Annotated in this window: 11 protein-coding genes; 3 read left to right on the plus strand and 8 right to left on the minus strand. The window is 51.1% G+C overall.

Annotated features, from left to right (window positions below):
- The first annotated feature begins 506 nt into the window (after positions 1-506).
- Positions 507-1,472, plus strand: coding sequence for an exonuclease domain-containing protein (locus BQ2674_RS00005; protein WP_075571853.1), 966 nt, complete (start codon positions 507-509; stop codon positions 1,470-1,472).
- Between the two features lie 42 nt (positions 1,473-1,514).
- Here the strand turns inward: BQ2674_RS00005 and BQ2674_RS00010 are convergent, their stop codons facing one another.
- From BQ2674_RS00010 to trpS, 6 genes are read right to left on the minus strand one after another with little or no spacing between them, the layout of a single operon-like run.
- Positions 1,515-2,246: an alpha/beta fold hydrolase gene (locus tag BQ2674_RS00010; RefSeq protein WP_075571854.1), complete on the minus strand. Its 732-nt coding sequence runs from the start codon at positions 2,244-2,246 to the stop codon at positions 1,515-1,517.
- Complete coding sequence (locus BQ2674_RS00015; RefSeq protein WP_075571855.1) at positions 2,246-2,650, minus strand: hypothetical protein; 405 nt, start codon at positions 2,648-2,650, stop codon at positions 2,246-2,248. The genes BQ2674_RS00010 and BQ2674_RS00015 overlap by 1 nt, the downstream gene beginning before the upstream one ends.
- An 8-nt stretch (positions 2,651-2,658) precedes the next feature.
- Positions 2,659-3,684 (minus strand): flotillin-like protein FloA, encoded by a 1,026-nt coding sequence (gene floA, locus BQ2674_RS00020; protein WP_075571856.1) that lies wholly within the window; start codon positions 3,682-3,684, stop codon positions 2,659-2,661.
- Positions 3,685-3,702: 18 nt separating this feature from the next.
- Positions 3,703-5,001 carry an NfeD family protein gene (locus tag BQ2674_RS00025; RefSeq protein ID WP_075571927.1) on the minus strand — a complete coding sequence of 433 codons (1,299 nt, stop codon included), beginning with the start codon at positions 4,999-5,001 and terminating at the stop codon, positions 3,703-3,705.
- A gap of 26 nt (positions 5,002-5,027) precedes the next feature.
- Complete coding sequence (gene yfbR, locus BQ2674_RS00030) at positions 5,028-5,606, minus strand: 5'-deoxynucleotidase (RefSeq protein WP_075571857.1); 579 nt, start codon at positions 5,604-5,606, stop codon at positions 5,028-5,030.
- A gap of 11 nt (positions 5,607-5,617) precedes the next feature.
- Positions 5,618-6,601, minus strand: a complete 984-nt coding sequence (trpS, locus tag BQ2674_RS00035; RefSeq protein ID WP_075571858.1) for a tryptophan--tRNA ligase — start codon at positions 6,599-6,601, stop codon at positions 5,618-5,620.
- A 288-nt stretch (positions 6,602-6,889) separates the two neighbouring features.
- Between trpS and BQ2674_RS00040 the strand changes: the two genes are divergently transcribed.
- Positions 6,890-11,194, plus strand: a complete 4,305-nt coding sequence (locus BQ2674_RS00040) for a 2-hydroxyacyl-CoA dehydratase (protein ID WP_075571859.1) — start codon at positions 6,890-6,892, stop codon at positions 11,192-11,194.
- A 67-nt stretch (positions 11,195-11,261) separates the two neighbouring features.
- Here the strand turns inward: BQ2674_RS00040 and BQ2674_RS00045 are convergent, their stop codons facing one another.
- On the minus strand, positions 11,262-11,927 hold the full coding sequence (locus BQ2674_RS00045) for a metal-dependent hydrolase (RefSeq protein ID WP_075571860.1): 666 nt from the start codon (positions 11,925-11,927) through the stop codon (positions 11,262-11,264).
- 198 nt (positions 11,928-12,125) lie between these two features.
- Between BQ2674_RS00045 and BQ2674_RS00050 the strand changes: the two genes are divergently transcribed.
- The gene (locus BQ2674_RS00050; RefSeq protein ID WP_075571861.1) at positions 12,126-13,316 is read left to right on the plus strand and encodes an MFS transporter; all 1,191 of its coding nucleotides are present in this window, start codon (positions 12,126-12,128) and stop codon (positions 13,314-13,316) included.
- Positions 13,317-13,370: 54 nt separating this feature from the next.
- Here BQ2674_RS00050 and BQ2674_RS00055 read toward each other — a convergent pair whose 3' ends face one another.
- Entirely contained in the window at positions 13,371-16,805 is a 3,435-nt protein-coding gene (locus tag BQ2674_RS00055; protein ID WP_075571862.1) for a pyruvate carboxylase, read from the minus strand.
- Positions 16,806-16,841: the final 36 nt, after the last annotated feature.

The raw sequence follows: 16,841 nt of genomic DNA on the forward strand, positions 1-16,841 counted from the left end.
CCTTACTTTCGTAAGACCTCGCACTCTGGCGTTTTTTTGGTATTGTATTGTTCAGTTTTCAAAGGTCTTTTCGCCTTGCGGCGACTTGCTTATCTTACCAAATTTCTTCCCCTTATGTCAAGGCCGGTTCAGTAAGATCACACCAATTCGTTCTTGCTCCACGTCGAACCGAATTAGTTTTTAAATAATAGCACGCAGCCATGTTCTTGTCAACGAATCCATTTATATGTTAATGTAATGTCTCGCCTTTATTCATATGAAAATTACATGACCTACTATCCCCTGTATATAAGTCCTGATTTATACACATATTATACAATCCGGTATAATCAATCGTCCAAACTTTTTTTCGTTTTCAATTTTTTAACGTTTTTTTAAGAAGTACTCTAAACAAAATACCGCAAGTTGCAGGAACTAATGATAATGACCTGTAAGTTTGCTATAATATAAAAGCACTTATATTTTTATACTCACTTACCGTCCTTATTCGCTGAAAGGATTGTTCCATGGACTCATTACTTCATCTCGGAGGCACGGCTTTAACTCTGGTTTTTGTGGCTGCCGTTCTCTATTCCCTCTATTCCAATATAAAAAAGCGCGATAACGCCGAAAAAAGAGACAAGGCCTTGGCTCATCGCAAGCATGTGAAGACGGAAAATCTCCATAGCCACGATCTCAAGGGGCAGGGCGGATACATTCGCTACAACACCGACATCAAAGGCTATACACACCGTTTCCCGCGGCGCTTCACGGCCATTTCGCTGTCCCTCGCGACAAAGCAGCCTTATTCCATTTACAAGCTCGCCTTCGCCGACTTTGAAGACGGAGAGTTAAAGGACCGTCATTATTTTTATGTTCAGCCCCCTGAAAACAACTTGTCCGAAGTAACGGACCCGGACGTAAGCTGGCCCGTTTTGGCAAAGGCAGACAAGTTCGGCGAGTACTGGAACGCCGGCGTAAATAAATTGTTTATCGACACGGTTCTCGTCGCCCATAACGCCCCCTTTGTCATAGGCTGTATTCTTCACGCATTGGACGTGTACAAGATCGATGCACCGCGTCTTCAATTCATCGACACCTTGGAAACGGCAAAAAGCCTCTACAACTTTAACTCCAATTCACTTCCCGCCATTTGCGACGAAGCAAAGCTGGATTTTGAAGAAAATAACGAGCTGAGCGAAGCCATTGCAGCCGGTCAGTTTCTGCTGCTCTCACACAGGGACTATCCTACGGCCTTGCCGCGTATCTACTCCACAGGACAAGGGCCGACGGAAGAAGATATTATGGCCGCTGCCATTGCCGTCATAGAACGGGAGGAAGGAACTCCCGAAGAAATGTTCGCACCCGCTCCCGTCGATGAAGCTCTCCTCGCCGCGATGCTGTCCAAGGGATATATTACACACGGCCGGCAGAAAGGCACGTACTACGCAACGGACGAAGGCCTTGACTTCAGCGAAGGCTTATATGGCTAAGATATAAAGAAATCCGCAGCACGCTGCGGATTTCTTTATTGTTTATTCCTTTATCTTTTTGTCCAGCCATTGTACGGCATCGCCCATCATGTTGGTCGTCACAAAATGACCGAGACCTTCATACGTAATTATTTCGCAGTCAATATGATGCTGCCGCAGTTTGTCCGCATACATGACTTGAGCCGCGCCGTCAACAACATCATCGGCACCGCCGCTTAAAAGAAGGACCGTCTTTTTTTTCAGGGAATCCATCTTATAATACGGGTCCACACGGTCAATGGCGGCAATCATATCCGTATACTCCGACTGCCAATCCAACTTATGGGCAGCGCGGAACCTCCGTTCCGACTCATTCCACCAACCGGATCCGTTCATGGAGACGGCGCCGCGAACGGCTTTTTCCGTCGCCAACACACCGAGAGCCGTAATACCGCCCATGGAATGCCCCATGACAAAGAAAGGCGTCTTGAACCGCCGTTCCCGCATATATGCCACCAGCTGCGGTGCTTCCTGCAGGTTGGCTAAAACGGCCTGCCAAAAGAAAGGATATGCCGCCTTGCTGTCGTAGTCAATGGAGCCGCGCTCACCGTGGTACAAGGCATCGGGAACGAGGACGGCATAGCCGTAAGCCGCAAGAATGCGTGCGCGTAAGACCTGCAATTCTTTCGCCGACGACCAGCCGTGATAAAAAAGGACGGTTCCCTTCACGCAGTCGCCCGGTTCCACAAAAAGGCACGGTACGGAATCTACGGTAATTCGCTCTTCATTTATCATCAGTGCCGCTTCCTTCTATAGGCCAAAGGAGGCTGCCACAATTCGGACCAGACAAAGCCCGCCTGCAGCCGTTTTTGTCCGGCCGTCAGCTTCCCCCAAGGACGAAGACGTCCCGTTTTCCTGACCGATATTGCCGGTCCGGCTTCGCTCACGGGCGCCGGCGGTTCCGCTTTAAAAGCGTACACCGCCTCAGCCTGTTCTGCCGCTTCGCCCTGCCGCTCAGGCAGCTCTGTTGCGGCGGTCGGTTTCTTTTTACGCTCAGTCTTCTTAGCCGGCACTTTTACCGGCTGCTCGTTTCCGCGCGGCTGCCGGCCGCGCGTCGGATAGCGCCGTTTCTTACGAAGCACTTCAGAACCGATGGAAAAAATGACCATGATGAGGATTGCGGCAGTTGTAAAATCCATACCATCACCTACTTCGTATCGATTTCCGTCGGCTTGCCGTCGTCTTCCGTTATGCCCGCGCCGTCAGGCATGCCTGCTGCGGCAACGGCCTTACGCATCTTCGTATCTGCCTGAATATTGCTCATGTTATAGTAATCCATTACGCCGAGATTGCCTTCACGCAGCGCCTGTGCCATAGCGAGGGGAACTTCCGCCTGCGCTTCGACGACCTTTGCCTGCATTTCCTGCGTATAGGCATGCATTTCCTGTTCTTTCGCCACGGCCATGGCACGGCGTTCTTCCGCCTTCGCCTGGGCAATGCGCTTATCCGCTTCAGCCTGGTCCGTTTGAAGACGCGCACCGATATTACGACCTACGTCGACATCGGCAATATCGATAGATAAAATTTCAAAGGCTGTTCCCGCGTCAAGACCCTTATTCAATACGGTCTTGGAAATTTCATCGGGATTTTCCAATACCTGCGAATGATCGCCTGCAGAACCGACGCTCGTGACAATGCCTTCGCCGACGCGGGCGATAACCGTCGCTTCCCCGGCACCGCCGACAAGGCGATCAATGTTGGCACGAACGGTGACGCGAGCCCGTACTTTCAGTTCAATCCCGTTTTGAGCCACTGCCGAAATAAAAGGCGTTTCAATGACTTTCGGATTGACGCTCATCTGCACGGCTTCCAACACATCGCGGCCGGCCAGGTCGATGGCGCAGGCCCGTTCAAAAGTCAGGGACATTGTGGCGCGATGAGCCGCAATAAGCGCATCTACAACGCGGTCCACATCACCGCCCGCCAGATAGTGTGCTTCCAGCTGATTGGCGTTCACGTCGAGTCCGGCCTTGTTGGCCTTAACCAAGGGAAGAATGATCTTGGACGGCACGACACGGCGCAAGCGCATGCCGATAAGATTGAAGATTCCCACACTGACACCTGCCGCTCTGGCGGAAATCCAGAGGCCGACGGGTACAAAATGAAGAAAAAGGGAAATGATGATGACCGCACCTATAATAAGGATAAGCGGCAATGCAATAATACTTACCATATACAAACCCTCCTAAACTTATTTATTTTTGATAACAGGCTCGACAATCACCCGTGTACCTTCTACCTGAATGACACGGACTTCCGTGTCCTTATCGATAAATTCACCGCCCGATACGGCATCAACCCGTTCTTTGCCGATGCGTACGGTGCCGGACGGACGAAGAATCGTTATCGTTTTGCCTTCTTCATAAAGATATTTACTCTTATCTTCCTGTGACGAATAGCCTTTTTCCCGAGTCGAACGATTATGAAGCGTAACCTTGGCAAGAAAACGGCTCTTCGGCAGCCGCTTTCCCAAAAGTATAAAAAGAAGAACCGCAAAGACTATGCTGCCTGCCAGAATATATAAAGCCGACATATCGGCGCCGAGCATAAAGAAAAGGCTGCCGAAAACCATGACGACTCCGGCAAGGCCGAAGACGCCGACGCTCGGAGTGACCAGTTCAATGCCGATAAAGACGGCACCCAATACGAAGAGAGCAATAAGCTTCATGGAATTGAACCATGATTCATCGCTGCCGCCTAACAGGAGAGCTCCCATGACGACGGCCATGCCCAAGCCGGCGCCGATGCCGCCCATTTTAATTTCAATGACCAAGGCGCTTAAAATAAGGGCAACCAAAATCATACGCACAATAGGCTGCCGCAGGATACCGACAAACATATCGCGCGGCTCCATCTCGTCACTGACAACGGTTGCTTCTCCCAAGCTGTAAAGGCGCAGAGCCTCCGTTTCGGAATCGGCCGTGCCTTCGGAAAGATTCAGCGCCCGCGCCTGAACATCGGTCAGCGCCAATATCTGCCCTGCATCGGCATAGCCGTAATAGCCCAGCGTTTTATCGACCATCGCTTCGGCAAGGAGGGGATTTTTCCCTGTTGCCGCGGCAGTCGCGCTGAAATCCGCCTTTAAGGCGGCAATATTTTTTTCCGTCGCCGGTATGGGTTCTGCCGCGCCTATACTGCTGCCGGGCGCCATGACGATATGGCGGCAGGACAGGGCGATAAGTGCCCCTGCCGACCAGGCACGCGATGAAACATAGGCGATAGTGGGCACATTCGTTTGCTGCAGCATATCGCGGATCTTCAAAGCGCTCTCCACTTCGCCGCCGAGCGTATTGATTTCAACGACAACAGCCTTGTCGCCTTCATCTTCGGCGGCAGTAAGACTCCGCCGCACCAGGGCGACCCGGGCATTGTCAATTTCGCCGGATACGTGTACAATGCGCACCGTATCGGCGGCACTTACAGGCAATGCCGCAAAAAAGGCGAACATCAAAGAAAGTATAGTTAGAAAAACACGTGATTTTTTCAACATAATATCCACCTGTAAGACCTTTTTACTCATGAATTCATCTTATCGAGAGACAGGAGAAATGCCGGCGCGTATTCGGTCATAAAGCAGTCCACTTCGGGCATGTGCAGGCACTTCAGTTTGTTTTCAATGCCTGCAAAGGCTTCATTAAACTCCGTGTTTCCCGCATGCTTTTCCTGCAGGCATTTTAAGTAGGCGCTGAGTGTATCCGCCGCCTTCACGAGAGGCCAAACGGGATCGTTTTCAGCATCGAGAATGAGCGATTCATATGGAGCGCGCAGGTCTTCCGGCAGGGATTCGATAAGCCTGCGGCCGGCCAACTTTTCCACTTCGCGGTAAGTCTTACGCATGAGAGGTGTAAAGTATTTTACAGGCGTCGGCATGTCACCTGTAAAGATCTCCGTCACATCGTGGTACATGGCGAGAACCGCCGCCCGCTGCGGGTCAACCTTGCCGCCGAAGCGCACGTTGCGTAAGACGCAGAGATGAAAGGCAATCATGGCCGTCTGCAAGGTGTGTTCCTGAATATTTTCATCCTGCGTATTGCGCATTAAGCCCCAACGGCGAATATACTTCATACGGCTGAGCATGGCAAAAAAGTGACTCATATGACGCCTCCTCAGCGATATAAGCCTATGGCATGAAGAACTTTTTCATACGTCACTGCCGCCTTGGCCCGCGCTTTTTCAGCGCCCTGTGTAAGGATTTCATCCAACTCGGGCGCACCGATCATCTCTTCATAGCGCTGTTGAATGGGTTCCAACACGGAAACAACCGCATCGGCCACATCTTTTTTAAAGGTACCGTAGCCTTTATCCGCGTATTCCCGCTCTATCGTTTCATGACTCTTATCCGTAACGGCCGCAAAGATGTCCATTAAATTGGATATACCCGGCTTTGCCTGCACGTCATAACGAACGGCATTGTCGCTGTCCGTTTGAGCCCGTTTTATTTTCTTTTCAATATCCTTCGGTGCATCGAGGAGATAAACCGTAGCCGTCCGGTTTTCGTCGGACTTGCTCATCTTCTTCGTCGGCTCCTGCAGACTCATGACGCGAGTGCCGTCCTGGCCGAGAAGAATATCGGGGATCGTAAAAACTTCGCCGTACAGCCGATTAAAGCGTTGCGCCAGGTCGCGTGTAATCTCCATGTGCTGCTTTTGGTCGTCTCCTACGGGTACAAGATTTGTCTGATACAAAAGGATATCAGCGGCCATAAGAGGCGGATACGCCAAGAGGCCTGCCGGAATGGAGTCGCCCCGTTTTGCGGCCTTATCCTTATACTGAGTCATCCGTTCCAGTTCACCCACATACGATAAGGTCGTCATAATCCAGCCAAGCTGCACGTGTTCGGGCACTTCGGACTGCACAAAGAGTGTAGCCTTCTGTGGATCCAGTCCGGCTGCCAAATAAATGGCCGCCAGCTGCCGCGTCCGTTCATGAAGCATGGCCGGCTCCTGCGGAACCGTAATGGCATGCTGATTGACAACACAGTAGTAGCATTCATTGCCGTCCTGCATCTTTGAGAAATTACGCAAGGCGCCTAAATAATTCCCTAATGTAAGTTCTCCGCTCGGCTGAATACCCGAGAAAATAATCGACATAATAGCCTCCTCATAATTACAAAAAAAGCCTTCCACCCCTCTGGCAGGGACGAAAGGAGTTTTGTTCCGCGTTATCGGCGCTTACAACCGTTCGCGAATATTTCTTTTATAAATTCTAGCCGCTTTCACAAACACTGTCAAGCTTGGTCACCTCATTGACACTGTCAAAAATATTTTATCTTTTTCTGTTCTCTTTATATGGTATAATTGGACATACACCACATTTATAATTTATACCTTTATTGTGGTCTTTACTATACCGTCGGTTATCCGACGCAGGAGAAACACATGAAAGACTTACTCCATATCGGCATCGATATCGGCTCTACGACCGTAAAGATTGCCGTACTCAATAATGTAAAACAATGCCTTCACGCCTGCTACGTGCGGCACTACACGGACATTCGCGGCAAGGTGTTGGAGCTTTTGGAAAATGCCTTTGAAGTATTCGGAGACAGACAGATTTCCATTGCCATGACCGGCTCCGGCGGCATGGCCTTGGCCGAACATCTGCACATTCCTTTCATTCAGGAAGTCATTGCCGGTACCAAAGCAGTCCGCACATACCATCCCCAATCGGACGTAATCATCGAATTGGGCGGTGAAGACGCGAAAATTACGTACCTCACGGGCGGCAACGAGCACCGCATGAACGGAGCCTGCGCCGGCGGTACGGGCGCCTTCATCGATCAAATGGCGACACTCCTCCACACGGATGCCTTAGGCCTCAACGAGATGGCAAAACAGGCCGACACGCTCTACCCCATTGCGGCCCGTTGCGGCGTATTTGCCAAGACGGACATTCAAGCTCTCTTAAATGAAGGCGCAAGCAAGGAAAACGTAGCCGCATCCGTCTTCCAGTCCATTGTTTTACAAACGATTACGGGTCTTGCCTGCGGCCGTCCCATTAAGGGAACGGTTTGCTTTCTCGGCGGGCCGCTCACCTTTTTGCCGCAGCTGCGCAAGCAGTTCGCCACAACCCTCAACCTGGGTGAAAATGGAACGGTTGCGCCGGAAAATGCACAAGTCTATGTAGCCATCGGCGCCGCACTGGGCAGCTTTGACGAAAAACCGCAATCCTTCATGGCCCTCATGAACCGCATCCGCAACGTGGACGACTCGTCCCTGCCTAAAACGGACCGCATTGAACGCCTCTTTAATTCGCCTGAAGAGCTGCAGGCCTTTCGCAACAGACACGGCAAGAACACGGTCCCTACAGGCAACCTGTCCGCATACAGCGGCCCTTGTTACCTCGGCCTCGATGCCGGTTCGACGACAATTAAAGCCGTTCTCATGGGCGATAACAACGAAATCCTCTATTCTCATTACCAAAACAATGAAGGCAGTCCGCTTACGGCGGCGAAGTCGATTATTTCCGAAATCTATTCGAACCTGCCGAAAAACGCCTTCATCGCCAAGACCGGCATTACGGGCTACGGCGAATTTCTCTTAAAGGAAGCTCTTCACATCGACTTGGGTGAAGTGGAAACGATTGCCCACTACCAGGCGGCGGCCCATTTCTGCCCGGACGTCGATTTCATTCTTGATATCGGCGGCCAAGACATGAAGTGTTGCCGTTTAAAAGACGGCCACATTGAGGACATCATCTTAAACGAAGCATGTTCAGCCGGTTGCGGTTCTTTTCTCGACACATTCGCAAAATCCTTAAAAATGTCCATTCACGAGTTTTCCGAAGCGGCCCTCCTCGCGAAAGAGCCGATTGACCTCGGCTCGCGCTGCACTGTCTTCATGAACTCTAAAGTAAAGCAGGCGCAAAAGGAAGGCTCCACGATGGCGGATATTTCAGCCGGCCTGTCCTACTCAGTCATAAAAAATGCGCTGTATAAAGTTATTAAAGTAAAAGACCCGTCCAAGCTGGGCAAGCACATTGTCGTTCAAGGCGGCACCTTCTATAATGACGCTGTCCTGCGCGCATTTGAACAGCTTTTGGGCCGCGAAGTCATCCGTCCGTCCATTGCCGGCCTTATGGGCGCCTACGGTATGGGCCTTATTTGCCGGCAGGCCTACTGCGAAGACGGCGTGCCGTCTACACTCCTTGACATGGAAGGTATCCGCAATCTCAGCATTGCCACATCCATTCGTCATTGCGGCCTTTGCTCGAATAATTGCCTGCTCACGGTAAATACCTTTAACGACGGCCGATTCTTCATTACGGGCAACCGCTGCGAACGCGGCGCCGCCGGTTCTTCCGCCAAGCGGACGAAAGTATTGCCGAACCTGTACAAGCAAAAATACAACCGTCTGTTTATGCATTATAAACCCTTATCCGACGCGCCGCGCGGTTCCGTCGGCATTCCGCGGGTACTCAACATGTATGAGGACTATCCCTTCTGGTTTACCTTTTTTACCCGCCTCGGTTACCGCGTAATTCTGTCGGACCAATCGTCTAAAGAGCTGTACGGAAAAGCTATCGATACAATTCCGTCCGATTCGGCCTGCTATCCGGCCAAGCTCGTTCACGGGCATATTGAAAACCTCTTGGAGAAAAAGGTCGACCGCATCTTCTATCCGTGCATTCAAAACGGTCCGCTTGAAGGCGGCAAGGACAATAACTTCAACTGCCCTATGGTCATGAGCTACCCTGAAGTTATCAAGCATAATATGAACGAACGCCTGACGGAAACGCAGACACCCTTTATCACCCCTTTTCTGCCCTTGTACGATAAAAAACGCATCGTCAAACGCCTGGCAGAAGAGCTGCGGGATTGGGGACTCGGCAAGGCGGAAATAAAAGAGGCGGCTCTTGCCGCCTGGGCAGAGGAAGAAAGGTTCAAAAACGACTACTACGAGCTCACTAAGAAAACACTGACCAAACTGGAAAAATCCGGTGACCGTGCCGTTGTCCTGAGCGGCCGTCCCTATCATTTGGATCCGGAAATCAATCACGGTATCCCGGAGCTCATCAACAGTCTCGGCCTGGCCGTTCTCACGGAAGACGGGGTCGCACCGCTCGGCCAATTTCCGGGCAAGCTCCGCGTTGTCGACCAGTGGTCTTACCACTCGCGCCTCTACAGAGCGGCCCAATATGTATCACTGCACAGCAACTTGGAGCTCGTCGAACTGAATTCCTTCGGCTGCGGCCTCGACTCCATCGTCGCCGACCAGGTGCAGGAAATTTTGGCGCACGGCAATAAAATTCATACTCTCCTAAAAATAGACGAAGGATCCAACCTCGGAGCCATCCGCATCCGGCTTCGCTCCCTGCTTTTCGTCATGAACCACCGCAAACAGATGACTGCGCCCGTCAGCGAGCTCTATTCGTACAAAAAAGCAATTTTCACGAAAGAAGCGAAAAAAACGCACACTATTTTGGCGCCGGAAATGACGCCCATTCACTTCCCGCTCTTTAAGGCCGCTTTCCGCCACGAGGGCTATAATATCGAGATCCTGTCTCATCAGGGACAGGAAGCTATCGACACGGGCCTTTCCTTTATTCACAACGACGCGTGTTATCCGGCTATCATGTCTCTCGGCCAGATTATGACGGCTCTCCGCTCGGGGAAGTACGATCTCGAACACACATCGGTCATCGTTTCGCAGACCGGCGGTTGTTGCCGGGCGACAAACTATATCGGTATGCTGCGCAAGGCTCTGGCCGATGCGAATATGCCGAAAATCCCCATTATTTCGCTTAATACGAAGGGGCTTAACAAGCAGCCCGGTTTTAAACCGAAAATCGGTTTCTGGCATCGCCTGCTTCAAGGGATGATTTACGGAGATGCCCTGCAGCAAGTGCTGTACCGCACGCGACCTTACGAAAAAGTGCGCGGTACGGCGGAAGCGCTCTTCCAAAAGTGGCAGGACAAACTGTCCGGCGACCTTATAAAAGCCGATGTTCACACGTTTAAAGAAAATATTCGCAACCTCATTGCCGACTTCGACAGACTGCCCATTTGGGAAGACCTGAAAAAGCCGCGCATCGGCATTGTCGGTGAAATTTATGTCAAATTTCACCCGATTGCCAATAATCAGATTGTCAAAATGATCGAAGAAGAGGGCGGTGAAATCATAGTTTCCGGCTTGGCTGATTTTTTCTATTACGGTCTGCTGGACAATCAATTCCGCCACAAATATCTCTCAGGCTCTTTCCTGTCGTCTCTGGCCGGCAAGACGGCAATCCGTCTTCTCGACTGGTACCGCAAGCCTTATGCCGATGCCGTCGCCAATAGCAAACGCTTCGATAAGATTACGTCCATTTACGATATCGCCAAAGAAGCAAAGGAATATCTCTCCCTCGGTCACGTAGCCGGCGAAGGTTGGTTCCTTACGGGCGACATGATCGACCTCATCCACCGCGGCGCAAAGAACGTTGTTTGCCTCCAGCCTTGGGCCTGCCTGCCGAACCACGTTACCGGCAAGGGAATGATCAAGACCTTAAAGGCCGCTTTCCCGGAGACAAACATCGTCGCCATCGACTATGACCCGGGTGCCAGCGCCGTCAACCAGACGAACCGTCTGAAACTGATGCTGACAACAACCTTTGAAAGCATCCGCGAGCCGTCCGCGGAGACGGAAAAACCTTTACTTCCGTTCCTGCAGGGTGTCCGCATTAACGGTTCGTTAAAAGAATAAGAAAACATGAAACCGGGGCTCGCCGCTTGGCGAGTCCCGGTCTCTATATGCGTACGCATGTCGTTTTTTATAATTCAACGCTTGTGCCGGGTTCTATGACCAAGCCCCGTTGACCGTACTCATCGGCTAAGCGCCGTACAAATTCCTGCGGTTCCGCATCAATGGCGGGCCACGTTTTATAATGAACGGGCACGGTCACATCCGCTTTGATATACGATGCCGCCAGGAGGGCATCATCTATTCCCATAGTGTACGTGTCACCGATAGGAAGGAGAGTATAGTCGATCTTGCCGAACCGACTTAAAAGGCCCATGTCACTGAAGAACGCCGTATCACCGGCATAGTAAACGGTCTTGCCGAAAAAGGTAATGAGCGCGCCTGCCGCATGACCGCCGGGGACACCGGAGCCGTGTAAGGCTTGAACCATTCGGATAGTTCCGAACGGAAAGGCTCCCTTGCCGCCGAGATGCATCACCCTTGTCTCCAAACCCGCTTCTGCCGCTTTGCGCGCCACCTCGGGCGTCGATATAAACAAGGCATTATTCCGCATACCGATGCTGTCGCTGTCTCCATAGTGATCATCATGGCCGTGACTGACAAAGATGTATTGACACGTAATATCTTCCGCCTTGGCAACATCCCACGTGTTTCCCGTAAAAAACGGGTCCACAAGAAGTGTTATTTCTTCCTGTCTTAAGGCAAAACAGGAATGACCGTAGTACATAAATTCCATATTTTTCTCCTCCTTACCGCCCATACTTGCCCGCACGTCTGCAAGTCCTTTTCAAACACGGCTTCATCAGTAAACCTCATCACTGTATTTATTATAAAGTCCGATCCGTCAAAAAGGAAGAACCGCAATCTTGCCAGAACGGCACGCGGTTCGTATAATAAATTACGGCATACTATACGATTAGGAAAGAGTGAAACTATGAACTGGAAAACCTGTCTTGCCGTTCTGACGTGCAATATCCTTTTTATGGCGGCAAGTTATACGATGATCATGCCTTTTTTGCCGGTCTATTTGACGTCCGAGTTAGGCGTGCAGGCGGCAGATGTCCACCTTTGGTCGGGTGCGGTTTTCTCTTCCTCATTTCTAATCAGCGCCGTAATGGCTCCCATCTGGGGCAAAATGGCCGATACAAAGGGAAAACGCCTTATGGCGCTGCGTGCCAGTTTTCTTTTGGCTATCAGCTATTTCCTGGGCGGTATCGTCACAACACCGTTGCAACTTATATTCGTACGTATGTTTCAAGGCTTCGCCTCCGGTCTCTGGCCTATGGAACTGGCCATCATGACTATCTATGCACCTCCGCAGAAATTGGGGCTTTGCCTCGGCATTATGCAGGGCACCCTTACGGCCGGAAGTATTGTCGGCCCCCTGTTCGGCGGTGTTTTAGCCGGTATTTTCGGCATGAGAGTTTCTTTTTATCTGGCGGCAATCGCGCTTTTTATCAATTTTCTTCTGCTCTTCTTTTTCATATCCGAACCGCCTCATGCGGTTATCTCCGAGGAAACTTATAATGAGACGGAATCCTTCAGTCTCCGCAAGGCGCCCGTTGTACGCGACATGCTCTTCTTTGCCGTCTTTGTTCAAATGGTTATCTTCCTCGTTCAACCCGTAATGGCTACATACGTGGAAGAGCTGGCGGGGCATTCCGACAATATCGTCTTGACAGCGGGACTGGTCTTCTCTTTAAGCGGCTTTTCCGGCGCTGTAACGGCTCCGCTCTGGGGGCGTTTCGGCCAACGCAAGGGGTTTTATACATCCCTTATTGCCGCCCTCACGACCGCAGGGATTGCCTTTGTCATGCAGTCTTTACCGCGGACGCTTTATCTCTTCGCAGCCGCTCAATTTACGGTCGGCCTTTTCTTCTCCGGCATAAACCCGTCCATTAACGCAATCTTGGCAAAGACGACAACAGATAATACAAAAGGCCATGTTTTCGGCCTGCTCTTTTCGGCTCAGCAAATCGGCGCCGTCATCGGACCGATTTTAGGCGCCGCCATTGCCACCTGGCTGGGCATGCGCTACATCTATATCGCCTGCGGCTGCATCCTTATCGCCATCAGTATTATAGTACGCCGCCATAAATCCGACCTTCGTTCAGCGGGAATTTAAACTACATACACAAAACCGCGCATTTTTCGGAATGCGCGGTTTTTTCGTTTATGCTTATCCTTCAATTTCTACGAGGCAGTCGCCGCTGATAATAGCCTGTCCTTTGGTCACATGAATTTCTCCGACCGTCCCGTCCAAAGGCGACGTAATTGTCGTTTCCATCTTCATGGCTTCCGTTACGATCAGAGGCTCGCCTTTCTTTACCTTCTGGCCTTTCGTAACCAGAATATTTACAACCGAACCGGACAAGGTGGCACCCACATCTCCCGGTTTGGAGGGATCCGCTTTTTTCTTGGCAACCGTATGCATATCCACGCTCTTATCTTGAACGCGAATTTCCCGTTCCGCGCCGTTAAACATAAAGGTAATCGTACGTACTCCGTCGTCATCAGGATCGCTGATATTGACCAAAGTAATAACGAGATCTTTACCTTCTTCAATGGCCACGTGAATTTCTTCATTCTTCGCCATGCCGAAGAAGAATGTCGGCGTATCGAGGACGCTTACATCACCGAATTCCTTAAATCGTTCACTGTAGTCCGCAAATACTTTCGCATACTGGCAGTACGCGTTGACGTCTTCCGGTGTGTGATTGTAGCCGGCATCGTCAAGCTTCTTGGCAATGGCTTCAAAATCCGCTGCCGGCAGGGCTTTGCCGGGACGTTCCGTCAACGGCTTTTTGCCTTTGAGGATAATTTTCTGCAGCTTCTCCGGGAAGCCCTGATAGGGAATACCGATTCGCCCTTCAAAGAACTCAACGACAGACTGCGGGAAGTCGAGCGTGTCGCCTCTGTCGTAAATATCCTTTTCCGTCAAGTCATTCTGCACCATGAACAAAGTCATATCGCCGACGACTTTGGACGACGGCGTTACCTTAATGATATCGCCGAACATCATGTTCACGTCATGATACATCTTCTTAACTTCATTCCACCGCTCGCCCAGACCGACGGCCTTCGCCTGCTGCCGCAGGTTGGAGAACTGACCGCCCGGCATTTCATGCTGATACACTTCCGTATTGGAATAGGGTTCGGCTTTGTCGACGCCTTTGTAGTACGGCCGTACGGTCGCCCAGTAGCGGGACATTTCTTCCATAGCGTCAATATTCATTTCCGGCTGCCGTTCTTTGCCGCTGAGCGCATAATAAAGCGTATTCATGCTCGGCTGGCTCGTACCGCTCGCCATGGATGAGAAGGCAACGTCCACAATATCGACGCCCGCATCAATAGCGCGGCAATAGGTCGTTACGCCGTTGCCGGAACCGTCATGCGTATGCAGGTGAATGGGCAAAGAAACCGCGTCCTTCAGAGCCGAAACAAGGCGATATGCCGCTTCGGGTTTGAGCAGGCCCGCCATATCCTTGATAGCGATGATATTCGCACCCGCATTTTGCAGTTCCTTTGCCATATTGATATAGTAATTGAGATCGTATTTTGCCCGCGACGGGTCGAGAATGTCGCCGGTGTAGCAAAGAGCGACTTCAGCGATTTTACCCGTTTCGCGAACGGCCTGAACCGTTTCGTACATATTATCCAAGCTGTTCAGACTGTCGAATATACGAAAAACGTCGATACCGTTTTTTGCGGACAAGTCAACGAAGTTCTTGACTACATTGTCGGGATAGCTCGTATAGCCGACGGCATTGGCACCGCGGATGAGCATTTGCAGGAGAATATTCGGCGCGAGTTTGCGCATTTCACGGAGGCGTACCCACGGGTCTTCATAGAGGAAGCGGTAAGCCACGTCGAAGGTCGCACCACCCCAACATTCAAAAGAAAACATGCCGGGCAGCTTCTTTGCCGTCGCTTCCAAAACGCGCAGCATATCGATAGAGCGAACGCGCGTCGCCATAAGCGACTGGTGCGCGTCGCGCATGGTCGTATCCGTGAAGAGTATCTTCTTTTGATCCAAAATCCACCGGGAGAATTTTTCCGCCCCCAAGGAGTCAAAAATCTGTTTCGTCCCGTCCGGATAATCACTCTTAGGCGTTACGGGAAGCTCCAGGTGTTCGAAATCCGGTTTTGCCTGATGCCCCGCGGCGGCATAGCCGTTAATCGTCGTGTCGGCAATGTATTTCAGGAGTTTCGTGCCGCGGTCATGCGTAACGGGCAGCTTGAAGAGCTCCGGATGTTCGTCAATGAAGTTGACATCATAATTTCCGTTCATAAAGAGCGGGCTGCTCAATACGTTAATGAGAAAACCTATATTCGTCTTAACGCCGCGAATGCGGAATTCTTTCAGCACGCGAATCATCTTCTGTACGGCGCCGGCATGGGTCAGGTTATAGGTCGTCGCTTTGACGAGAAGGGAATCATAATAAGGCGTAATAATAGAACCCGTATAAGCATTTCCGCTGTCGAGACGCACACCGAAACCGCCGCCGCTGCGGTAGGCAATAATTTTTCCCGAGTCGGGCATAAAGCCGTTCAACGGATCCTCCGTCGTAATACGGCATTGAATGGCGTTGCCCAGGCAATGAATAGACTCCTGGCCGGGCAGGCCGATTTCTTCGCTGCCCAATTGGTACCCTTCGGCAACCTTAATCTGCGTCTGCACGATGTCGATGCCCGTAACCATTTCCGTAACCGTGTGTTCAACCTGCACACGCGGGTTTACTTCAATGAAGTAGAATTTTTCATCACTCGTTACGAGAAATTCTACCGTGCCGGCATTGACATAGTTGACATTTTTCATCAACTTGATAGCCGCATCGCAAATATCCCGGCGCAACTCCTTCGATAAGGAGAAGGCAGGGGCGATTTCAACAACCTTCTGATGACGCCGCTGAATGGAGCAGTCCCGTTCAAAGAGGTGAACGACATTACCGTGTTCATCTCCCATAATCTGCACTTCGATGTGTTTCGGATTAATAATGCATTTTTCCAAGTAAATCTCGTCGTTACCGAAGGCCAGCTTCGCTTCCGACTTAGCCCGTTCATATGCGTCCTGCAGGTCGGCCATTTTGTCTACCATACGCATGCCGCGGCCGCCGCCGCCGTTAACCGCCTTGAGCATAATGGGCAGTCCCACCTCTTTGGCAAAGCGTTCCACTTCGGCATAATTCATAACCGGGCCGTCGCTGCCCGGTATGTATTGAATGCCGGCTCTCTTCGCCTGAATGCGGGCGTTGATTTTATCACCGAACATGATGAGATGTTCCACTTTGGGTCCGATAAAAATGATGTCTTCTTCAGCGCAGCGCTTCGCGAGCTCCGCATTCTCCGACAAGAACCCGTAGCCGGGATGAATCGCGTCCACATCATGCTCATGAGCGATGCGGATAATATCCTCAATATCCAAATACGCGTCGACCGGTTTTTTACCCTTTCCGACTAAATAAGACTCATCGGCACGAAAACGGTGCAATGACAGTGAATCTTCTTTAGAATAAACGGCTACTGTGCGTATGCCCAATTCATTACAGGCACGGAAGACGCGAATAGCGATTTCACCGCGATTGGCCACCAAAACCGAATTAATCTTTTTCATGAAAGCTTACCTCCTGCTGTCAGTAGAAATGGTCTA

Source organism: Megasphaera coli, assembly GCF_900095855.1.
GTDB lineage: Bacteria > Bacillota > Negativicutes > Veillonellales > Megasphaeraceae > Megasphaera > Megasphaera massiliensis_A.